The 20904-nt window shown below is 39.2% G+C and carries 19 protein-coding genes; 7 read left to right on the top strand and 12 right to left on the bottom strand.

The window, feature by feature from the left end:
* Positions 1-232 precede the first annotated feature (232 nt).
* Both ADHAQ_RS0117000 and ADHAQ_RS0117005 read left to right on the top strand, forming a co-directional pair.
* Positions 233-820: a hypothetical protein gene (locus ADHAQ_RS0117000; protein WP_026463955.1), complete on the top strand. Its 588-nt coding sequence runs from the start codon at positions 233-235 to the stop codon at positions 818-820.
* 22 nt (positions 821-842) lie between these two features.
* Positions 843-3014: a cation:proton antiporter gene (locus tag ADHAQ_RS0117005; RefSeq protein WP_026463956.1), complete on the top strand. Its 2172-nt coding sequence runs from the start codon at positions 843-845 to the stop codon at positions 3012-3014.
* Between the two features lie 255 nt (positions 3015-3269).
* Here the strand turns inward: ADHAQ_RS0117005 and ADHAQ_RS0117010 are convergent, their stop codons facing one another.
* From ADHAQ_RS0117010 to ADHAQ_RS0117030, 5 genes are all read right to left on the bottom strand, one after another.
* Entirely contained in the window at positions 3270-3761 is a 492-nt protein-coding gene (locus ADHAQ_RS0117010; RefSeq protein ID WP_026463957.1) for a hypothetical protein, read from the bottom strand.
* Positions 3762-3999: 238 nt separating this feature from the next.
* Complete coding sequence (gene acs, locus ADHAQ_RS0117015; RefSeq protein ID WP_026463958.1) at positions 4000-5895, bottom strand: acetate--CoA ligase; 1896 nt, start codon at positions 5893-5895, stop codon at positions 4000-4002.
* Positions 5896-6009: 114 nt separating this feature from the next.
* Positions 6010-7587, bottom strand: coding sequence for a cation/acetate symporter ActP (gene actP, locus ADHAQ_RS0117020; RefSeq protein ID WP_051359993.1), 1578 nt, complete (start codon positions 7585-7587; stop codon positions 6010-6012).
* A 106-nt stretch (positions 7588-7693) separates the two neighbouring features.
* Positions 7694-8002, bottom strand: coding sequence for a DUF485 domain-containing protein (locus tag ADHAQ_RS0117025; RefSeq protein WP_034256890.1), 309 nt, complete (start codon positions 8000-8002; stop codon positions 7694-7696).
* Positions 8003-8190: 188 nt separating this feature from the next.
* Positions 8191-8982: a sialate O-acetylesterase gene (locus tag ADHAQ_RS0117030; protein ID WP_026463961.1), complete on the bottom strand. Its 792-nt coding sequence runs from the start codon at positions 8980-8982 to the stop codon at positions 8191-8193.
* Between the two features lie 230 nt (positions 8983-9212).
* Between ADHAQ_RS0117030 and ADHAQ_RS0117035 the strand changes: the two genes are divergently transcribed.
* Positions 9213-9809: a ribonuclease HII gene (locus tag ADHAQ_RS0117035; protein WP_026463962.1), complete on the top strand. Its 597-nt coding sequence runs from the start codon at positions 9213-9215 to the stop codon at positions 9807-9809.
* Between the two features lie 66 nt (positions 9810-9875).
* Here ADHAQ_RS0117035 and ADHAQ_RS0117040 read toward each other — a convergent pair whose 3' ends face one another.
* The 3 genes from ADHAQ_RS0117040 to ADHAQ_RS0117050 all read right to left on the bottom strand — a co-directional run bounded on the left by ADHAQ_RS0117040 (position 9876) and on the right by ADHAQ_RS0117050 (position 12277).
* Positions 9876-10310, bottom strand: a complete 435-nt coding sequence (locus ADHAQ_RS0117040) for a response regulator (RefSeq protein WP_034256891.1) — start codon at positions 10308-10310, stop codon at positions 9876-9878.
* Positions 10311-10341: 31 nt separating this feature from the next.
* The gene (locus ADHAQ_RS0117045) at positions 10342-11823 is read right to left on the bottom strand and encodes a sensor histidine kinase (RefSeq protein ID WP_026463964.1); all 1482 of its coding nucleotides are present in this window, start codon (positions 11821-11823) and stop codon (positions 10342-10344) included.
* Positions 11824-11914: 91 nt separating this feature from the next.
* Positions 11915-12277 (bottom strand): CZB domain-containing protein, encoded by a 363-nt coding sequence (locus tag ADHAQ_RS0117050; protein WP_169728008.1) that lies wholly within the window; start codon positions 12275-12277, stop codon positions 11915-11917.
* Between the two features lie 181 nt (positions 12278-12458).
* On the opposite strand from ADHAQ_RS0117050, the gene gcvT reads away from it, so the two are divergent.
* Both gcvT and ADHAQ_RS0117060 read left to right on the top strand, forming a co-directional pair.
* On the top strand, positions 12459-13547 hold the full coding sequence (gcvT, locus tag ADHAQ_RS0117055; RefSeq protein ID WP_026463966.1) for a glycine cleavage system aminomethyltransferase GcvT: 1089 nt from the start codon (positions 12459-12461) through the stop codon (positions 13545-13547).
* A 94-nt stretch (positions 13548-13641) separates the two neighbouring features.
* The gene (locus ADHAQ_RS0117060; protein ID WP_026463967.1) at positions 13642-14364 is read left to right on the top strand and encodes a 2-phosphosulfolactate phosphatase; all 723 of its coding nucleotides are present in this window, start codon (positions 13642-13644) and stop codon (positions 14362-14364) included.
* Positions 14365-14366: 2 nt separating this feature from the next.
* Here ADHAQ_RS0117060 and ADHAQ_RS0117065 read toward each other — a convergent pair whose 3' ends face one another.
* On the bottom strand, positions 14367-14693 hold the full coding sequence (locus ADHAQ_RS0117065; protein WP_026463968.1) for a nucleotide pyrophosphohydrolase: 327 nt from the start codon (positions 14691-14693) through the stop codon (positions 14367-14369).
* Between the two features lie 83 nt (positions 14694-14776).
* Positions 14777-15229, bottom strand: coding sequence for a D-aminoacyl-tRNA deacylase (gene dtd / locus ADHAQ_RS0117070; RefSeq protein ID WP_026463969.1), 453 nt, complete (start codon positions 15227-15229; stop codon positions 14777-14779).
* Between the two features lie 194 nt (positions 15230-15423).
* On the opposite strand from dtd, the gene ADHAQ_RS0117075 reads away from it, so the two are divergent.
* Together ADHAQ_RS0117075 and ADHAQ_RS26100 are read left to right on the top strand one after the other, a co-directional pair.
* Entirely contained in the window at positions 15424-18141 is a 2718-nt protein-coding gene (locus ADHAQ_RS0117075) for a hypothetical protein (protein WP_026463970.1), read from the top strand.
* A 100-nt stretch (positions 18142-18241) separates the two neighbouring features.
* Complete coding sequence (locus ADHAQ_RS26100) at positions 18242-19084, top strand: sterol desaturase family protein (protein WP_071781130.1); 843 nt, start codon at positions 18242-18244, stop codon at positions 19082-19084.
* Here ADHAQ_RS26100 and corA read toward each other — a convergent pair.
* Both corA and ADHAQ_RS0117090 read right to left on the bottom strand, forming a co-directional pair.
* Complete coding sequence (gene corA, locus ADHAQ_RS0117085) at positions 19014-20129, bottom strand: magnesium/cobalt transporter CorA (RefSeq protein ID WP_026463971.1); 1116 nt, start codon at positions 20127-20129, stop codon at positions 19014-19016. The two genes, ADHAQ_RS26100 and corA, sit on opposite strands and share 71 nt — an antisense overlap.
* Positions 20130-20220: 91 nt before the next feature.
* Positions 20221-20826, bottom strand: a complete 606-nt coding sequence (locus tag ADHAQ_RS0117090) for an IMPACT family protein (protein ID WP_026463972.1) — start codon at positions 20824-20826, stop codon at positions 20221-20223.
* Positions 20827-20904: the final 78 nt, after the last annotated feature.

Consider the following 20904-nt stretch of genomic DNA (forward strand, 5'->3'; position numbering starts at 1 on the left):
GAAACATAACACCAGGTACGGCTAAAGCGTATTTAAAAAGGAGTTTTGGGAAAGGCCTGGGTTTGGTGTTTTTAGGAACAGGTATTTCTGCAGGCCTTAGCCAGAAATTTATTTTTTAATCTTAATATTTAAGATTTGGCATACATATCAGCCCGTTATTTAGTTATTTGCTACTTTCTGGAAATTCAGTAAAATTTAACGCTGCTTTTACTCCTAATAAACGTACCTGCCCATGAGATGGATTTTTTGTTTTAACTTAATTCTAGCCTTTGTTTTCTCCAGCTGTAATCTGCAGACCCGGGAAAATGCTTTAAAGAAAAAAGAAGCTGATCTAACGCAAAAAGAACTGGAGTTAACCGAAAAAGAAAAAGCGTTGCAAGTAAAAGAGCAAGAGTTACAAGCTAAAGCCGAGCAGCTGACTGCATCTCAGCAGCAGGACAGTACCACACTTAATGCCGGAGGGCAGTTTAATCCTGTTTTTGCTGGTAAATGGAATGTTCAAATGATCTGTACAGCCACTACTTGTACGGGTTCGGCTATAGGCGATACCAAAACAGAACTCTGGGAGATTTCCTTTGAGAACGATCATGTAATTGCCAGAGCTATGGCAAATGAAAACCTGGTAAGAATTTATACCGGCACTTTTAGAAATAATGTGCTTGAACTAACGCAGAATGTAGAACAAACATCGGCTGCACCTGCCACCAAGATGGAGGTAAGGTTATCTTTAGTAGATCAGGTTACCCTGGAAGGCCACCGAGACATAATTAGGACCGGAGACTGTAAAATTGTTTATGCCTTACAGTTAAAAAAAGTTTAGTATAAATTCATAATTTATAGGAATGATCTTATTAAGTGAATTAAATTTTGAATTGCCCTTACGGAACCCGGTAATTATTTTCTCGCTGGTGCTTTTCATTATTCTCTTTGCACCAATTTTATTTAACAAAATAAAAGTTCCGCCTATTATCGGGCTTATTGTAGCAGGTATTGTAATTGGACCTTACGGCCTAAATTTACTTTTGCGCGACAGCAGTATTGTGTTATTTGGCACAGTAGGTCTTTTATATATCATGTTCACAGCCGGGTTGGAAATAGACCTGGAGGAGTTTAAAAAGAACAGAGTTAAAAGCTTGGTTTTTGGTATTTATACTTTTCTGGTTCCAATGATGCTGGGAATACCTGCCGCTTATTATTTACTGGATTTTAGTTTGCCAGCTTCGGCTCTGCTTGCTAGTATGTTTGCCTCTCATACGTTACTGGCCTACCCTATTACCAGTAGGTACGGTATTAACCGCATAAGAGCCGTTACCTTAACCATTGGCGGTACTATAATAACCGATATCCTGGCTTTACTGGTTTTAGCAGCTATTGTCGGGATGTTTAAAGGCGATATCAGCAGTGCCTTCTGGATCCGGTTAGCGGTATCTTCCTTAATTTTTGCTGCTGTTGTTTTTTTTATTTTCCCGCCGATAGCCAGGTGGTTTTTCAAAAAATTTGATGATAATATTTCGCAGTACATTTTTGTATTGGCTATCGTATTTCTCGGCTCCTTTTTAGCAGAGGTTGCTGGCCTGGAGGCTATAATCGGGGCCTTCCTTTCCGGCTTGGCTATAAATCGGTTTATTCCTCATTCCTCGCCTTTAATGAACCGGATAGAGTTTGTAGGCAATGCCTTATTCATCCCCTTCTTTTTGATTGGGGTAGGTATGTTAGTAGACTTTAGTGTTTTATTTAAAGGGCTGGGTGCATTAAAGGTAGCTGCTGTTATGATAGTATTGGCAGTATTGGGTAAATATCTGGCCGCCTTGTTTACCCAAAAAACATTTAAATTATCCAGAGACGAAAAACAACTGATTTTTGGCTTGAGTAATGCGCGGGTGGGAGCAACCCTGGCCGTTGTTTTAGTTGGTTACAATGTTATTCTGGGAGAAACACCTTCTGGCGAGCCGATCAGGTTATTAAATGAGGATGTATTGAATGGTACCATTTTAATGATTCTGGTAACCTGTACTATTAGCTCATTTTCTGTAGAAAAAGCTTCTCAAAGAATCGCTTTAGTGGAGAACTCGAAACAGAAAGATACTGAAGATGAACCTAAGGAAAAAATCCTTATATCACTGGCTTATCCTGATACCGTGCATAACTTAACTGATTTGGCTATGCTATTAAAACCGCATAAAAGCAAAGCACCTATTTATGCCTTACATGTCAGAAACGAGAAAGATAGCCCGGAAAATAATCAGGCCGTAGGTAAAAAAATGATGGACATGGTAATCAAGCAAGCAGCTGCTACCGACAACACTATTGTGCCTATTAACCGGTTTGATCTAAATATTAGCAACGGAATTATATATACCATTAAAGAGCATAATATTACTGATGTTATTATTGGTATGCATAAATCAGTGCGCAGTGGGGATGGTTTTTTTGGGCATGTAACCGAAAAAATATTGAGCCGGACCCCCGAAACCATATTTATTTATAAGGCTGCTCAGCCTATAAATACCTTAAAACGAATTGTAGTTGCCGTTCCGCCAAAAGCTGAATATGAGGAAGGATTTGAGCATTGGTTTAAGCGGATACAAACTATTGGTAGAGAAACCGGTTTGCCCTTATTTATTTACGCCAACTCGGATACTACTAATATTTTAAAACAAGTAAATGAGCGAAATAATGCACCGCTGGGAATAGCTTTCGAATTGTTTGAAAACTGGGAAGAATTTTTGGTATTTACCCGCGAAGTAAAGTCAGATGATTTGTTTATTATTATATGCTCCCGCAAAGGGTATTTGTCTTATGATGAAGAAACTGAGAAGTTACCTTATTACTTAACTAAATATTTTGCGCAAAACAGTTATATAATTTTGTATCCGCAACAGTTGGAAGGTATAACGAATTCTGATTTGAAGCCGCTGGAAGAAAATGCAGAGTTATTGGACAAAGCAGGAAAATACATGCGGAATATTTTTACTACCGGCGAAAGAAAAAGGAGTAAGGATGATATTTATTAGATTCCGGATTATTTAAACCGGCCAGTTTCTTGGATTTTGTTTTGTGGAAATAAGTTGACGTGAGCGGTGAAAAATATAGTTTCACTTTTCCAATAAACCATCAAACGCCCTGGTGCAACCAGGGCGTTTGATGGTTTAAGCCTATTATGAATAAATGTACTTCTTAAGAATTACAGATTATCTCAAAATAGCTTGTTATTACTTAGGGCATTATTTTACACTATTTAAAATGTAAAACCTATAAAAAAAGCCGGTTTAATTGTTTTCTGCTGCTTTCTGTTTAGCTAAATATTCGTCTTCTTTGCTGTCTATAAAAGCACGGGCTTGTCCTGTTTCCGGATCAACGGCATAGGAAACCGTAGTTTTTAAACCATACCAAAAATAATTTGCTTTTTTAGGATCGGGTCGGTTACCCTTGCCATACATAGATCTTAAATAACTTAATAAATTTTGGTTATTCCGGGTCCCTTTACTTAAGAGCATTACAGACGAAAGCTTGCCATCCTTAAACAGGTATTGTATATCCGATAAATTGGCACTTCCAACCACCTTTTTATCGTCAGGACGCCGGTATATTTTTACGCTTTCGGATAACTCCTCTACTAACTTCAGGTTCTTAAAGGAAGATAAGTCTGTTTCAAAAGTTACATCCCGGAAACCAAACTTCTGGTCTAATTTACGGAGCGACTGACCATTTACGGTCAGATACAAAAAGAATACTAATAAAGTAAGTGTAAATTTTTTCATAGTGTTAGGTTCTTTTGTTTGAAATAGAAAAGCAAAACAGTATTTGCAAACTCGCTATATCAAAAGTCTGGTAAATGGGTATATAGTAAGTTTAGGATTTATGTTGCAAAATTGCGCAATAAAATAGTATAGGAAAGCAAAAGCCCTGAAATTTTGGTTTAAAAACATGATCAGCATGCATACTTATAGGAATAAAAAAAGGCTGATGTTGATCAGCCTTTTTTACTTAAGTTAGTCCTTATAATGCACCTTCAATAATTTCATCCACAATATTCGGATCAAGCAGGGTAGAGGTATCGCCCAGACTAGTTGTTTCACCTTCAGCCACCTTACGTAAAATGCGGCGCATAATTTTACCAGACCTGGTTTTAGGCAAACCGCTTACAAACTGAATTTTATCGGGTTTGGCTATCTTGCCTATATGCTCCACAATACTTTCAATAATTTCAGCGCGCATGTGGTCTGGGTTCTGAGGCAATTCATCGCAAATTACATACGCATAAATGCCTTGTCCTTTAATATCGTGCGGGAAACCTACTACGGCACTTTCAACCACTTTTTTGTGCTGGTTAATGGCATTTTCAATTTCAGCAGTTCCAAACCGGTGGCCCGATACATTTATTACATCATCTACCCGACCTATAATGCGGTACATGCCATTTTTATCGCGTTTGGCGCCATCGCCGGTAAAATATAAGCCCGGATAATTGGCAAAATAGCTCTGGTGGCAGCGTTCATGATCGCCGTAGGTGGTCCGGATAATACCTGGCCACGGGAACTTCATGCATAAATAACCTTCTACCTCGTTTTCTTTAATTTCCTGACCGTTCTGGTCAATTAAAATGGGTTGAACACCTGGTAATGGATGCCCGGCATGGCTAGGTTTTAATGGGCTTATACCAGCCAAAGCAGATAGCATAATGCCGCCCGTTTCAGTTTGCCACCAGGTATCTACTACCGGGCAGCGTTCCTTCCCAACGTGAATATTATACCAGTGCCAGGCTTCTTCGTTTATGGGCTCGCCTACTGATCCTAACACTTTCAAAGAGTCCAGGCTATAGGAAAGTACGTGATCAAGACCTGCCGCCATTAACGAACGAATAGCCGTTGGGGCAGTATAGAATATATTTACGCCAAATTTATCTACGATTTGCCAGAACCGGCCAGCATCCGGGTAAGTCGGAATACCTTCAAACATGACAGTTGTAGCGCCAGATAATAAAGGACCGTAAACTAAATAAGAATGACCCGTAATCCAGCCCACATCGGCAGTACACCAGTAAATATCACTTTCCTGGTATTGGAATACGTTCCGGAACGTGTAATCTGACCAGACCATATAGCCTCCGCAGGTATGAACTACCCCTTTAGGTTTACCTGTAGAGCCGGAGGTATACAAAACAAAAAGCATGTCTTCGGCATCCATTTCTTCAGCCGGACAATCTTTATCTACCTTTTTTAACTCTTCGTGTAACCATACGTCACGGCCATCTTCCATATTTACAGCCCAGCCCAGCCGTTCTGCTACAATTACCCGCTGTACGCTGGTATTGCCTTCCAGGGCTTCGTCGATAACTCTTTTAACCGGAATTTGTTTAGTGCCCCGGTTTAGGCCATCAGAAGTAATAATAACACTAGCCTGGGCATCCTGAACACGATCGGCAATAGCATTTGCTGAAAATCCGGCAAATATTACAGAGTGAATGGCGCCAATGCGGGCACAGGCCAAGACGCTGATCATCAACTCCGGGATCATGGGCAGATAAATGCAAACCCGGTCGCCTTTCTTTATGCCGTTATTCTTCAGTACATTAGCCATCTGACACACTTTCTCATGGAGTTCACGATAGGTGTAGCGAATGAAGCGTTCCTTTGGATCGTTCGGCTCCCAAATTAAGGCTAGTTTATTGCCGCGGCTTTGCAGGTGCCGATCCAGACAATTTTCGGTAATGTTAAGTTTACCGTTAACAAACCATTTTACATTTGGTTCTTCAAAGTTCCAATCCAGTACTTTATCCCATTTTTTTTTCCAGACGAATTGCTCAGCTATATTGGCCCAAAAGGCCTCCGGGTTTTGTACACTTTCCTGGTAAACTTGTTGATATTCTTCAAATGATTTGATGGTGTAATTCATAGTTTATTCGTGTTTGTAAATCGGAAACTCGTATTCCCTAAAACAGGAAATACGAGTTTGCCAAAGTTGAAATTAAAGTACTGTTATATACGAAGTAAAATAATTTAATATTGCTTATTCAGCGCCAACGCCTAAGTACGTCCGTAATTTTTCGGCCTCAAATTTTTCTGCAGCAGACGCTTCTGGTTTAAGCAAGGAAACTATTATGCCTACGGCAAAAGCTACCGACATAGAAACCAATGCTGGGTTTTTTAACGGGAAAATAGCTTCTTCGTTATGCAGGATATCTACCCAGATGGTAGGGCTGAGCAAAATTAAAACCAAAGAAAGAATAGCTCCCGAGGCAATACTCCAAACGGCACCTCGGGTAGTAAACCGTTTCCAGATAATGGACATAAGCAAGGCCGGGAAATTAGCACTGGCAGCTATAGAAAAAGCCAGGCCCACCATGAATGCCACATTTTGCCCTTTAAACACTAATCCTAATAAAATAGAAAGTATGCCTAAGGCAATTGTAGCATTTTTAGCCACTTTTATTTCGCCTTTTTCATCCGATTGACCATTTTTAAATACGTGTACATATAAGTCGTGGGAAATACTGGAAGCACCGGATAAGGTTAAGCCGGCAACCACAGCCAGAATAGTGGCAAAAGCTACCGCAGCTATAAAACCTAAAAAAGCTGTTCCTCCCATGCGCTCAGCTAATAATAAAGCTGCCATATTGCCTCCTTTATCTAATTCTTCTATGGTTGGTTTTCCTACCAGGGCCATGGCAGAAAAGCCAATCAGGAAAGTAAGCAGGTAGAAATAACCAATAAAACCAGTAGCCACAAACACAGACTTCCGGGCAGCCTTGGCATCTGGAACAGTATAAAAACGCATTAAAATATGTGGTAAACCGGCAGTACCCAGCATTAAAGCCAAACCAAGCGATAATGCATCAAACGGATTGATAATAAAACCGCCTGGGGCCAACATTGAGTCGCCGTATTGGGTACTTACAGAATCAAATAAATTGTTTGGGTTAAAATCAAACTGAGCCAGGGATAATATTACCAGAATGGTGGCTCCGCTCAATAATAAAACCGCTTTAACAATTTGTACCCAGGTAGTAGCCAACATGCCGCCAAATAAAACATAGGCGGTCATTACAATACCTACAACTAAAACCGCAATTTCGTATTGCAAACCAAACAAGGTTTTTATTAAGCTACCGGCACCTACCATCTGGGCAATTAGGTAGAAAGCAATCGTAAGAAGAGAGCCAATGGAAGAAACAATCCGGATGGGGCGTTGCTGGAGCCGGTAAGCCACTACATCGGCAAAAGTATATTTTCCCAAATTTCGAAGCGGCTCCGCAATTAAGAACATAATAAGGGGCCAGCCAACCAGAAATCCAATCGAATAAATAAGGCCATCGTAGCCCCTGGTGGCCACCATACCGGCGATACCCAGGAAAGAAGCAGCACTCATATAATCCCCGGCCAGTGCCAGCCCGTTTTGAAAGCCTGAGATACTGCGCCCGGCCGCATAAAATTCTGAACCGGTTTTTGTTTTCTTGGCCGCCCAGTAAGTGATGTACATGGTAACGGATACAAACAAGAAAAACATAAGAATGGAAACCGGATTTGCCGTTCCTAACGTGGAGGCCACCGGAGCGGTAGTTGTTTGTAAAAGAAGGGGGAAAGCCATTTTATTTTTGAGAAATCTAAGTTTAAATTTTATTTGTGTAAGCAGGTCTGGCTGAAGTTTGGTCTACCAACTTCCGCTATGTAATCTTTAAAAAGAATTACTGATATCAGGATAGTTTGCTTTTGATATCCTGCACGGCTTTGTCGTAGGTGTTGTTAGCCCAGTAAACATAAATGCCGGTTAATACCCAAGCCAATATAATAATACCTATGCCAACCGGAATAGCTAAAGTAAGGTGCGTATTGATTTTACTACCTAATAGCTCCTTGTTAAATGCTACCAGTAATAAGAAACCGATATAAACAAATAAAATAATTAAAGTTAGTACCAGAGAAAATGTCCAACGGTTACTCACTAACTTTTTAAATTCCTGACTTTGCAGAACAGTGTGATGTTTTGAATTTGATAAGCTCATAATTAGTTTGTGGTAGATATTACTTTTGAAATATACGCAGAGAACAATCTTTATGATCTTTGCGCAAGTAAATTTCAATTCAAAAAGTAAGTAAAACTAAAGTCACTTCAAAATATATAATAGAGAATATATTCTGAAGTGACTCAATGCCCCTGCTAATAGGTAGTAAGTCAGTTTGTGGTTAGAGCTTACTTCTTCTTTTTTAAATTGTTTTGCAGGCCTTTCATGGCACTGGCGTACCTTTTACCTAATTCACGGGCCGAGGCTGAGTCAAAATGCGTATTATCGCCTTTGTGTACCAAACCTTCGGCACTAATTACGGCTGTATTTGGCACCTGGTTAGGTAATTGGTTAAGCACTTTGTTCATGCTTTGGTACTCGGGCCGGTAATGGCCAAGTTCTCCGGCTACAAAAGGTAAATCCGGGGCTTTAAACTCTGTTCTGAACCGGGAAATTAAGTCTACTAATCGCTCCAGGTGCAGTTTTTCATCTTCGGGATTTTCTGAATCTGTTTCGCCCTGGTGCCAGATAATGCCCATTAAAACGCCGTCCTTCAGGGCTGCTTTTACTCGTTCCAGGGCTTCGTCGTACGGGTAACCTTTGGTTTGGTCGTGGTAGCCATCTTTTACCCAAGCCGTAATGGAAGAGCCGCCATGGGCAGCCGGAATTAAACCAATTTTAACTTTTCTACCTGCACCAGCGGCCATTTCCCGGCCAAATGCAAAACCCGGACCAGTACCAATGGTTGGTTTATCCCAGTGTAATGGTTCTTTGGCTTTTTTCCATTGCTGATTTTTATCAAAAACCAAGATATTTTGGATGGTAGTGGTGTCAATGGTTTCAACCACACCCCGGCCAGCCATATTCGATTGGCCTGCTAAAAGGTATAAATGAAAGTTAGGATCGGGTTTAGAATTCCGTTGGCCAAAAACTGGTGCAGTTATCAAAAGAAGAAAAAGAAAGTGTAAGGTGTATTTCATAGGGTGGATTTAGGGTTTTAATTTATGAAATAAAAAGAATTTTTAGTTAAAGTATTAATTAGTCATGGCTGGTAAAATAAAAAGTATTAACCAAAAAGCATTATTGAGCCATTATTCATATGGAGTTAGTACTTTTGTGTAAGGCTATTTTTAAAGCAATACAAGTATTATCCAAATTATATTACTTATTGTTAATTACTTAACTAAGCGTTTATAATAGATTCATGAATATGCTTTCGGCAAACTATAGTGGTAAAAGTTTAGAAGCTGGTTTAGATGAGGCCGGAAGAGGTTGCCTGGCTGGTCCGGTTGTGGCGGCGGCTGTTATACTGCCACCGGATTATCATCATGGATTGTTGAACGACTCTAAACAATTAACAAAACTGCAACGGGAAATGCTGCGGGAGGAAATTTGCAAAGAAGCTGTTTGCTGGGCAATAGGGGAGGTGTCGCATGAAGAAATAGATCAGATAAATATTCTGAATGCTTCGTTCCTGGCCATGCATAAAGCTTTGGATCAGCTAAAACAGGTGCCTGAATTTTTAATTATTGACGGGAACAGGTTTAAGCAATATCCCAATATTGAACATGCCTGTATTGTTAAAGGTGACGGAAAATATTATTCTATTGCGGCGGCTTCTGTTCTGGCTAAAACATTCCGGGATGATTTAATGAGTAATTTAAGTCAGGAATATCCTTATTATGGCTGGGAACATAATTATGGTTATCCCACTAAAAAGCACCGACAAGCCATTCAGGAACACGGTTCTTCTCCTTTTCACCGCTTAACTTTCCGGCTTTTACCTGATCAGATAGAAATATTTTAACTTGTTCTAGTATAACGAAAAAGCCTGCACTTGAGCAGGCTTTTTCGTTATAGGCGTTATCAGCATTTACTTTAATTTCAGCAAATCCAGAAATAAACTAAAGCTATCAATAGTTGAGCCATCCTTGCCCCCAAACTTATCAAAAGTCAGCGGTTTTTCTATGTATCCGCTTACGTGTAGGTTCTGAGCGGCCATTCGGTCAGAATCTTCCGACGAGGTGGTCATAATAAAAACATTCAAGTCTTTTAAAATGGGGTCTTTCCGAAGTTCTGCTAAAAATTCAAGCCCATTCATGCGGGGCATATTTATATCTAACATGATAACGCTTGGTAATGGGTTGATCTGAGGCACGCCTTCACCACGTAGCATGGCTAAGGCTTCCCGACCATTCCGAGCGGTATATAAGGGTATATCAACATTAATTTTTTTTAATTCACGCTCCACATTCCGCACATCCATATAGTCGTCTTCGACTAACATTATACTAACATCAGTATTCATAAAAAGGGTAATGGTGGCTTTAATATTTGTTTTATTTCATGCGATCTTTTGGCCAGGTAAAAGTAAAGGTAGCACCTTCTCCTAATTGAGATTGAACTTTAATGGTACCTCCCAGTCGATCTATTATTTTCTTTACAATAGCTAATCCAACACCAGTACTTTCCATAGCATCCCGCTCTTGCAAGGTTTGAAAGATTACAAAAATACGATCATGATACTCAGGATCTATTCCGGGTCCATCGTCTGTAACGGAAAAGGCATAATATTGTTTGTCTTCCCGGCAACTAATTAAGATTTGGCCCTGGGGTTTGTCGTGGTATTTGATGGCGTTGCTAATCAGGTTTGATAAAACTTGCTGTAAATGAACGCGAACGGTATAAAGTACCGGCATCTGACTCGCTATTAAAATTTTTATATGTTCGGGCGGATCTAAAAGGTCTGTGATTTCCAGTATTAGTTGCTGTACATCCACCACTTCCTGCACTTCTTTTACCCGCCCTATTCTGGCTAATGCTAAAATACCATTGATTAAGTTTTCCATCCGGTGAACCCGGGTTCGCATCATCAGCAAATACTCCTGCACATGACCAGGTAATTCTTTACCCATATCTTCTTCTACCCAGCGCGAAGCATTCTCTATTCCACGTAATGGCGCTTTCAGGTCATGCGATACTACATAAGCAAACTGATCCAGTTCTTTATTTTTCGCTTCCAGCTCGGTAATGGTGGTATCAATGGTGTTAGCCATTTTGTTTAACGATTTGGAAAGGTAACTCAGCTCATCCCGGGAATCATCCTCAATCTGGGTTTTATAGTTGCCCTGAGAAATTTTTTCGGCCAGGTTTACCATGGTCATAATGCGGCGGGAGATAGTGCGGGTAATATAATAGGCCCATCCCATACCTAAGAAAACTGAAATAATGGTAAGCGACGTTGAAACTTTCCGGGTAAGACCTATGCTATGATTTAAGCGGTTTCTCCTGGACTCCCGTACCTGGTATTCGATAGCATTAAAACCCCTGAAAAGCTGCCGCATGGTATCCATCATCTCGCGTCCTTCACGATTCATGGCATCATCAGCATTTCGTAGCACTTGTAAACCAGCCGTAGGCAAATGGGTACTATTGCGTTTCTGAGCAATTAGTTTTTCGGCAAATGTCCTGAACCAGCGCCGGTGGGTAAGTTCTATCTGGTCTATCTGGCGCTTCTGGACCGGTGAGCTTTGTACCAGGGTTCTAAGCTCTTGAAACATAGCCGGCAATTGGCGAGCTGCCTGCTGGTAGGGTTCCAGGAAAGCTTCGTTTCCGGTAAGTAAATAACCCCGCATTCCTGTTTCCATGTCGATAATATTTCTTTGCAGGGCAGAAGAATTTCTTACTACTATTTGTGATTGAGCTACCCAGCGGCTGTTTTCTAAAACATCTTCGGATAACTGGAAGTTAAAAATAGAAACAGAGGTAAATATGATAGATATAATTACAAATCCAGCAAATAACTTGGTAGATAGCTTCATTCAATAAGTCGGGCTTTGGTTGCAAATTGGGAAATATTCCATGTTTGCAAAAAGAAATTTTATTTTTCCTGTTTATAAAGGTTCAACAAATCTAAACGTTCTTCTCTGCTATTATCTGAATATTTTTTAATAGATCAAGCAATTTATCCGCTATTTTTTCTAATTCCGGAATACCTGATATGGCTTCCTCTTCTTTTCCTGCTTTTTTCAGGTTAACAAGCTGGATTGCGTGTTCATGAATTTTATTATGAGTTCGTGCCAACTCAACCATTTCTGTAATATGGCCATAGTTGGGTAAGCCAATTTGGGTTATCCAAATGCCAAAATTACATTGCCTTTGATCCAGGATGGGGTTTAATGCTATATCGGCACCGTATAGAAATGATTTTACTTTAGACTTAAACAAAAGATGTTTGGTTAAGGCTAATTTAAATTCCTGATCAAGGTTTTCCATTTTTGAGTAGCTCTTCCCGTAGGCTTTTAACTTACTATTTACAAATAAGACAGATAATCTTTTTACTATTAAAGTTCTTAAATGTTTAAATGCAGGAGGGTAACCTACTCTCATTGAAAGAATCTTGTTTTACAACCGGCCTAAATTGTCTACTTTTGCACCTCTTTTAGTTAAACTTTGCATGGAATTAAAAAAAGTAGCTCTTAACGATGTACATATTGCACTTGGTGCAAAAATGGTTCCTTTTGCCGGGTTCAATATGCCGGTTCGCTATTGCTCTGATTTAGATGAACATCATACCGTTCGGAAGCAGGTCGGAATTTTTGATGTTTCGCATATGGGCGAATTTTTAGTGCAGGGTTCCGGCGCATTAGATTTGATTCAACGGGTTACTTCCAACGATGCAGCCAAATTGGCCAGCAATAAAGTCCAATATTCTTGCTTCCCTAACGAAGAGGGAGGAATTGTTGATGATTTACTTGTTTATCGGCTGGACGAGGAAGAGTACATGTTAGTAGTAAATGCCTCTAATATAGAAAAAGACTGGGCCTGGATAAATAAATATAACACGGAAGGGGTAACGCTTAAAAATATTTCAGACGATATTTCTCTTTTTGCCGTGCAAGGCCCCCATACGATAGATGCGCTGCAATCTTTAACTCCTGTTGATTTAGGTGCCATGGTGTACTATACGTTTGAAAAAGGAGAATTTGCGGGGGTACCAGATGTGCTTATTTCAGCCACCGGATATACCGGAGCTAGTGGGTTTGAGTTATATGTACCTAATGCAGATGCCCAGGAAGTTTGGAATAAAATAATGGAAGCCGGTCAGCCTTTTGGTATTAAACCTATTGGTTTAGGTGCCCGCGATACCTTGCGATTGGAAATGGGCTTCTGTTTGTATGGCAATGATATTGATGATACCACCTCGCCGTTAGAAGCCGGATTGGGCTGGATTACCAAATTTACCAAGAACTTCACCAACTCCGAAAACCTGAAAAAGCAAAAAGAACAAGGCGTACAACGGAAATTAGTTGGTTTTGAGATGCAGGAACAAGGTATTCCGCGCGCCCATTACGAAATAGTAAATTCAGCTGGTGAAAAAATAGGGGAAGTAACTTCGGGTACGCAATCGCCTTCTTTAGGTAAAGGAGTAGGAATGGGATATGTACAAATACCTTATAGTGCTGTGGGTACCGAAATATACATAAAAGTGCGAAACAAGAGTTTGAAAGCACAAGTTGTAAAAATGCCTTTTTACAAGGGTTAAGAGTATATAAAAAGGTCTAAGAATATCCTTGGTTTTGTATAGCAGATTAATAAAATAACGTGGGCAATGGCCTATGAACAGTAAAAATAAAATTATGCCTTCATTAGATGTTTGTTTAAGTCCGGAGCTTCTTCACTTATATGAATTAAAAGGGAAAGTAGTAGTAGTGGTAGATATTTTACGGGCTACTTCTTCTATGGTAACGGCCTTTGCCCACGGTATAGAAAGAATTGTGCCCGTAAGTTCTTTAGATGATTGCTTAAACCAAAAGCAGGAAGGATTTTTAACAGCTGCAGAGCGCGATGGTCGGAAGGCAGAAGGCTTTGATTTGGGAAATTCGCCTTTTAGCTATATGGAACCTCACATCAAAGGGAAAACCTTAATAATGACGACCACTAATGGTACACATGCTATCAGGCTTTCGATGGCAGCGGATAAGGTTATAGCCGGAGCATTCCTTAATTTAGGCAGTGTGGCCCGATACCTTCAGGAAGAACAAAAGGATGCCTTAGTAGTGTGTGCAGGTTGGAAAGGCAACTTTAATTTGGAAGATACTCTATTTGCCGGGGGGGTAGCTGACCGGTTAGCTGAAACTTTTACCCCGGCCAATGATGCTACCCTGGCCGCACGCCATTTATATCGCCTGGCTCAGCAGGATAAAATAGCTTTTTTATCGGAGTCTTCGCACGTAAAAAGGCTCAAAAACCTGGACATTATTAAAGATATAGAGTACTGTTTACAGGAAGATTTATATGTAGTGGTTCCAGTGTTGGCTGATGATAGTTTGGTGGTACTGGAAAAAGAAATCGTTAACTAAAATTATTTCAGTTTTTCATTCTGGTGATGCCGGTCCTTGTCACGGATAGCTTTTTTCTGCAGGTTAGCTTCCAAGGCCTCTGTTAAGTTTATACCAGTTTGATTAGCTAAGCATATTAAAACAAAAAGTACGTCAGCTAATTCATCACCTAAATTTTTGCCCTCATCGCTTTTTTTAAATGATTGCTCGCCGTATTGGCGGGCAATTATACGGGCTACTTCGCCTACCTCTTCTGTTAAAATGGCCATATTGGTTAATTCATTAAAATAACGAACCCCATTTTTCTTAATCCAGGTATCTACTAAATCCTGTGCCTCCTGTAAAGTCATATATAATGTTTAGTAAAATGTATTTCTATAAAAATGCTATCTAAAATAACTCTTGTTTAAACCCGTAGAATTATTTGGCAAAATCAAGTCCGGTTTTTCGAGTCTATTATAATAGTTACTGGGCCATCATTAACCAGACTTACTTTCATATCGGCTCCAAAAATACCGGTCTGAATAGCTTTTCCTAAATCAATTTCCAATACCTGAATAAACTGTTCGTACAATGGAATGGCTATGTTGGGAGGGGCTGCACCTATGTAAGAAGGCCGATTTCCTTTTTTAGTACTGGCCTGTAAAGTAAATTGGCTAATTAATAAAATATCTCCGCCCACTTCCTGTATGCTCTTGTTCATTTTACCAGTCTCATCATTAAAAATACGAAGCTGAATCGCCTTTTTAGAAAGCCACTGTAAATCTTCACTAGTATCGTCCGGCGAAATACCTGCCAGAACTAATAATCCCGAACCAATTTCCCCTTTTACTTGATTATCTATGGTTACGGAAGCTTCACTTACCCGCTGTATCACTAGTTTCATGTTCTTTCTAGTTTTTCGGCAGTAAAAGTACTATAGTTTTTTTTAGTTGAACAATTTTACAAGAATCTGATTCTTAAGAATTGAACCTAATTAAGATTAACCAACACTAGTTTCGAGTTTAGTAAAATACCAATATTAATTTAAGGTTTGGTTTGCCGAATTTAGTTATTTTTGTAGGCCACTTAACTTACTGAATGCCGAAAAAATATTTATTTTATCTCCTGGGAATAGTGTTGCTGGCGGTGGCAGGGATTTATGGCTACACCAAATGGACAGAAGCGAAGGAAAAGGTTAATCTCTGGACCTTAGTACCCGAAGACGCTGTATTTGTGGTAGAATCACAAAACCATAGCCAACTACTTCGGAAAATTCAGACCAGCGATATCTGGGATAACCTTTCTACTGTTCGGTCCATAGAGGCTCTTACAGAAAACATTGCTATTCTGGATAGCCTTTCCGGAAGGAATGAAGGGGCCAGCAGATTTTTAAAACGAAAAACCTTACTTACTTCAGTGCATGTGGTTAATAAGGAGAATTTTGATTTTGTATTTTATATTCCGGTAAACACAGTTGGGGAACACCGTTTTGTCCGAGCACTGGTAGAAAATATTGGTAAAAACGAAGCATTTAAAGAACAGGTTCTTTCTTACCAAAATCACCAAATTACTTCCATAGTAAATCAACAGAACAACGATTCATTTTATTATTTTTCTTATCATAATAATTTAATTATTAGTGCAAATCTGGATCTGATAAAAGAAATAATCCGGAAGATTGACCGCGGCCAGTTAGAATCGCCGGCTGTTGATTATAAAAACATTAACTATTTAGCCCAGCCGGATGTTTTCGCGCACATTTTTATTAATTACCAGCAGTTACCGGCATTCTTCAATATTTTCTTTAAAAATGAAATTCAGCCCGATATAAGTTTTTTATCCAGTTTATGCCGTAACAGCATGCTGGAATTAAAAGACCAGCGGGGTAAATTGTTTTTAAATGGTTTTTCTAACCCAGAAATATTATCAGATTCATTTTATAATCAGGTTAAGAACCAAAGCCCTCAGCCCTTTTCTTTGCAGGGGCTTATGCCGTCTCGTACGGCTATGTTATTATATTTTGGGCTGGATAAGGTAACAAAAATAAGACATTTCAATAGTAAAGATAACGAATCAGGTAATAAGCCTATCCTTACCGATAGTTTAGCAAATTCTTTTGCCAAGGAGGTGGCAATTGCTTATGTGGCAGGAGTTAAAACTAATGCTAAAACCGAAAAAATAATTTTTGCTCGGGCCAGCGATACAAGAAAAACCGGGGCTTTGTTAAATCAACTAATAAAAGAAACCGGCGCCCCCATCCATCCTGAATCCTATGCCGGTTTTACTTTAAAGGCCTTACCTATTCCTGATTTACCTTTTTTGCTATTTGGTTCTTTAGCCAGTGGTTTTGAGCAATGTTATGTAGCCCAAGTGGGAGATTATTATTTATTTGCTCCCAATGCACCGGCATTACGGGGTGTGTTAAGTGATATAAAAACTGAAAATGTTTGGAATAAAGATGAAGCCCAAAAAGGATTTTTAGAACAAACTCAACAGGAAACGAATTTTAGTTTATATTTTAATGCTGCTTTAGCCTGGAATCTATTAAAGGAACAGGTGGAGGAAAATCAACGGGCAAGTTTACTGAGGCACGAAAGCATTATCCGCAAATTTGACCAGGTAGCCTGGCAATTTGCACAGAAAGAAAACCAGTATTATACCACCCTAATAGTTGCTCGTCCGGAAAATGACCAAGTTGCCAAAGCTTCACTGGCTACTTTTGAGGTTCGGAATCAGGTCTTGTTTAAAAGTAAACTACTTACTGGGCCGCTAGAACCACAAACGGAAGCAGCCACTAGCTTGCCTGTAATTCTTGTTCAGGATTCAGCTTTTACGATGCACCAAATAAATAGTGCCGGGGAAATAGCTTGGTCAGATTCGTTATATGAACCTTTAGTTAGTCCTGTTTACCAGTTGTTATTTAAGGATAATCGCCCCAGATTTCTTTTTGCTACCCAAACCCAGGTACATTGTATAGATGCAAATGGATCGGAGGCAGAGAATTTTCCTTTTCATTTACCCGATTCTGTACAAATTCAAAATTTGTCGGTATTTAATTTTAATCAGACTGCGGATTTTCAGTTTTTAATTGGAGACCAGCAAGGAAATTTGTACATGTTTGATAATGTCGGGAATACCCCCCCAGGTTGGGAAAGTAAACACCTTGAAACAGCTTTGGCCGCTAACCCACAACACTTTAAAATTAATGGCAGGAATGTAATTATTACTTTGCAAAAAAATGGGTATATCTATGCTTTTAATTCCAAAGGGGAGGTTTATCCTGGTTTCCCCATTACCATTAATGCACCACTTGCTTCCTCTGGTTTTATTAATGTAGGCAATTCGTTTAGAAAATCCCAATTTACCGTAGTAACCCAGAATGGGAAGCTGGTAACGTTTAACCTCACAGGAGAATTGCTTTCTAATAAATCAATAGGAGCTTTAAATTCAAGACAAAATTTTGAATTAGTTCCGGACGCAAAAGGTAAATCATTTGTTATCGCCCGGCATATGGGGGCCAAAGTTAGTATCTATGATCAGCAAGGAAGTAAGTTGCTGCTGGAAAAGAATTTTGTTACATCATCGCGCAAAGAAGTACAATACTTTGATTTTGGGCCACTTAATAAAATTTATGCTCTTACCGAAACAGGTCCGCGGAAAACGTACCTCCATAACTATAAAGCTAAACTTATAGGGCAGCAACCTGTAGATAACGATCAGAAAGTAGTGGTACGATTTAATGCTATAAGTAATTTGTATTATTTATTTACGGCTCCAGGGCGTGAAGTAAGGCAATTTACTTTTCGAACAGAATAAAATTAAGTAAGCAAAATTCTTTAATACCGCAGAAATTAATTACGTACACAAATTGTTGTTAAGACAGATTTTTTGTGTTTGATTTAAAGCTGTAATTGATATGGAAAGCAAAAGTTTCTTTTTGTTTTACCTTGTTTTAACGTTACGTTATCTGCTTATTGCCGGTCCGGCATTTTTGATCTTTTATATTCTATATAAGCAAAGATTTAGCAGGCTGCGCATTCAAAAGCTGTTTCCGGAAAAAGGAGATTATTACCGGGAAATTGCCTACTCCTTTTTAACCTTTGTTTTTTTCTCCTTAATAGGTGTTGTTTTATTGCAGCCTGAAGTAAAGGGCCATTCCCAACTATACAGCGAAATTTCAAACTATGGCTGGGGGTATTTTATTCTAAGTATTTTCCTGGCCTTACTGCTCCATGATTTGTACTTTTATTGGACTCACCGAATGATGCATCACCCCAAGTTGTTTAAGTTATTTCACTTAACGCATCATAAGTCAACTAATCCATCTCCGTGGGCTGCTTTTGCTTTTAGTCCGCTGGAGGCAATTGTGGAGGGTAGTATTATCTTTGTTATAGCTTTTCTAATACCCATACATCAATATGCTATATTGGCTTTCCTGCTAATTATGACCCTTTTTAATGTATATGGGCATTTAGGTTATGAACTGTACCCAAAATGGTTAGTAAAAAGCAATTTAGGAAAATGGTTAAATACCTCAACCAATCATAACATGCACCATAAATATTTTAAAGGCAATTATGGTTTGTATACCCGCATCTGGGACGAGGTATTTAAAACAACTCATGCTGATTACGATAAAACATTGCTTCAATTGATAGAAAAGGCAAAGCTTAAATCCGATGACACCTTTAACCAGACCGACTCAGCCAGCCTTTCCGCCAGAAAAAGAACAGCTGAAAAATTATCAGCCCGCCCATAATCGTTAGCAAAGTAACATAGCCATAGGGCTGGTACAACTCCGGCATATTCAATGGATTGGTACCACCATTTGGGTTTTCGCGGGAAAAGTTCATCCCGTAAACACTGGCAATAAAACTTAAAGGAATAAAAATGCTGGAAATTATAGTAAGTACCTTCATGATTTCATTCATGCGGTTGCTAACATTAGAAAGGTACAATTCAGTTAGGTTACCGGTCATTTCCTTATAATTTTCAATTAAGTCCAGTACCTGCACTGTGTGGTCATAAGCATCTTTAAAGTAAATGCGTAAATCTTCTGGTACCAGATCTTCGTCCCGAAGCATTTCATTTATTTTATCCCGTTCTGACCAGGCAATCCGACGGATTTTGGTAATTTCCCTTTTTACATTAATAATCTGATTCAGCGTTTTTTTATCTGGTGTTTCAAATAAGCAATCTTCCAACGATTCCAGGTAATCACCTACCTCCGAAAGAACCGGGAAATAGTTATCTATAATAACATCCATTATAGCGTAAGCCATGTAAAGGACCGGCTTTTTTCGGGTAGAACCTTTTCCGGTGCGGATGCGCTGCCGAAATACATTCAGGCAATCTTCGTAGTCGCTTTGGAAGGTGAGCACATAATTAGACCCAGTGAAAATGGAAAGTTGATCATCATCTACTCGTTTGTCAGATGTAAAGGAAATCATCCGGGAAACAATGAAAAGGTGATCACCTTTTTCTTCCATTTTTGGACGCTGATAATCATTAATAACATCTTCCAATTGTAACGGGTGAATGGCAAAATCAAATTTTATTTTTTCCAATAATGCAAGATCGCCATAACCTCTAATATCTATCCAATGCCTGGCCTCTGGTAAAGAGTCGTAAGCTGATTTAAGCTCTTCATAAGTAGCAAATTCTTTTTCCTCAAAAAAATGTTCATCAAAGGAAATTAAAAATAAACGTGGTTTGAATGCCCCAGCCGGCACATATAAATAGCCGGGTTGTTTACCTACTTTGTCATTGGCAATAGTACGTTTAAGAATTTTAGGTCTATTCATAAAAGCTCATAAGTAGCAGAAGTTTACGGAAAACGGCAGCCAAGGGCATATAGTTAAGAAAGAAATGTTAAGAATAAATGAGGTAAATTAGTTAAACAGGTGTTACTGCTGCAACCCCATTTAATTTTGTTTTTACCTGATCAGTTATATTTTTTCTACTGGCAATAACCAGCCGGCAATTTAGTTCAAAGTCCTGAGTTAGTACCTCCAGTTTTAAATCTTTAATGACACTCATTACGGTATTCATTTGCTCATAATCAAAACTAACTGTCAAAGTATCCATTTCTATTTTTTCAATTATTTCTGCATTCGCTAAAGCATCTGCCGCAGCTGTGCGATAGGCATAAATCAACCCGCTAACCCCAAGTTTTATACCACCAAAATACCTGACCACTACCACTAAAACATTTGTTATTCCGGCCGAACGGATCTGTCCTAAAATTGGATCGCCAGCGGAGTGGTTTGGTTCCCCATCATCATTAGCTCGGTAGCGGGTTGCATTTGTCCCTAGCATAAAGGCAAAGCAATGGTGACGCGCATCATAATATTCTTTTTTTAGTTGCCCTAGAATATTCTTAATCTCTTCTTCTGATTGTATAGGGTAAGCAAACGATATAAATTTGCTGCCTTTTTCTTTGTATAAACCTTGGGAGGGAGCAGCGATAGTTAGGTAGGTGTCGGAAGAATTAGACTTCATTTAAATTAATACCAGTTAAAAAAAGGTAATTTTTTTCTTTTAAACGTTTTATAGGTTTACCAGCTAAAGTCATAAATT

The sequence above is a fragment of the Adhaeribacter aquaticus DSM 16391 genome, assembly GCF_000473365.1.
GTDB lineage: Bacteria > Bacteroidota > Bacteroidia > Cytophagales > Hymenobacteraceae > Adhaeribacter > Adhaeribacter aquaticus.

Bases quoted from the DNA above. Each gene is read 5' to 3' on its own strand.
- ADHAQ_RS0117000 (WP_026463955.1), top strand. From the start codon at position 233: ATGAGATGGATTTTTTGTTTTAACTTAATTCTAGCCTTTGTTTTCTCC.
- ADHAQ_RS0117005 (WP_026463956.1), top strand. From the start codon at position 843: ATGATCTTATTAAGTGAATTAAATTTTGAATTGCCCTTACGGAACCCG.
- ADHAQ_RS0117010 (WP_026463957.1), bottom strand. From the start codon at position 3,761: ATGAAAAAATTTACACTTACTTTATTAGTATTCTTTTTGTATCTGACC.
- acs (WP_026463958.1), bottom strand. From the start codon at position 5,895: ATGAATTACACCATCAAATCATTTGAAGAATATCAACAAGTTTACCAG.
- actP (WP_051359993.1), bottom strand. From the start codon at position 7,587: ATGGCTTTCCCCCTTCTTTTACAAACAACTACCGCTCCGGTGGCCTCC.
- ADHAQ_RS0117025 (WP_034256890.1), bottom strand. From the start codon at position 8,002: ATGAGCTTATCAAATTCAAAACATCACACTGTTCTGCAAAGTCAGGAA.
- ADHAQ_RS0117030 (WP_026463961.1), bottom strand. From the start codon at position 8,982: ATGAAATACACCTTACACTTTCTTTTTCTTCTTTTGATAACTGCACCA.
- ADHAQ_RS0117035 (WP_026463962.1), top strand. From the start codon at position 9,213: ATGCTTTCGGCAAACTATAGTGGTAAAAGTTTAGAAGCTGGTTTAGAT.
- ADHAQ_RS0117040 (WP_034256891.1), bottom strand. From the start codon at position 10,310: ATGAATACTGATGTTAGTATAATGTTAGTCGAAGACGACTATATGGAT.
- ADHAQ_RS0117045 (WP_026463964.1), bottom strand. From the start codon at position 11,823: ATGAAGCTATCTACCAAGTTATTTGCTGGATTTGTAATTATATCTATC.
- ADHAQ_RS0117050 (WP_169728008.1), bottom strand. From the start codon at position 12,277: ATGGAAAACCTTGATCAGGAATTTAAATTAGCCTTAACCAAACATCTT.
- gcvT (WP_026463966.1), top strand. From the start codon at position 12,459: ATGGAATTAAAAAAAGTAGCTCTTAACGATGTACATATTGCACTTGGT.
- ADHAQ_RS0117060 (WP_026463967.1), top strand. From the start codon at position 13,642: ATGCCTTCATTAGATGTTTGTTTAAGTCCGGAGCTTCTTCACTTATAT.
- ADHAQ_RS0117065 (WP_026463968.1), bottom strand. From the start codon at position 14,693: ATGACTTTACAGGAGGCACAGGATTTAGTAGATACCTGGATTAAGAAA.
- dtd (WP_026463969.1), bottom strand. From the start codon at position 15,229: ATGAAACTAGTGATACAGCGGGTAAGTGAAGCTTCCGTAACCATAGAT.
- ADHAQ_RS0117075 (WP_026463970.1), top strand. From the start codon at position 15,424: ATGCCGAAAAAATATTTATTTTATCTCCTGGGAATAGTGTTGCTGGCG.
- ADHAQ_RS26100 (WP_071781130.1), top strand. From the start codon at position 18,242: ATGGAAAGCAAAAGTTTCTTTTTGTTTTACCTTGTTTTAACGTTACGT.
- corA (WP_026463971.1), bottom strand. From the start codon at position 20,129: ATGAATAGACCTAAAATTCTTAAACGTACTATTGCCAATGACAAAGTA.
- ADHAQ_RS0117090 (WP_026463972.1), bottom strand. From the start codon at position 20,826: ATGAAGTCTAATTCTTCCGACACCTACCTAACTATCGCTGCTCCCTCC.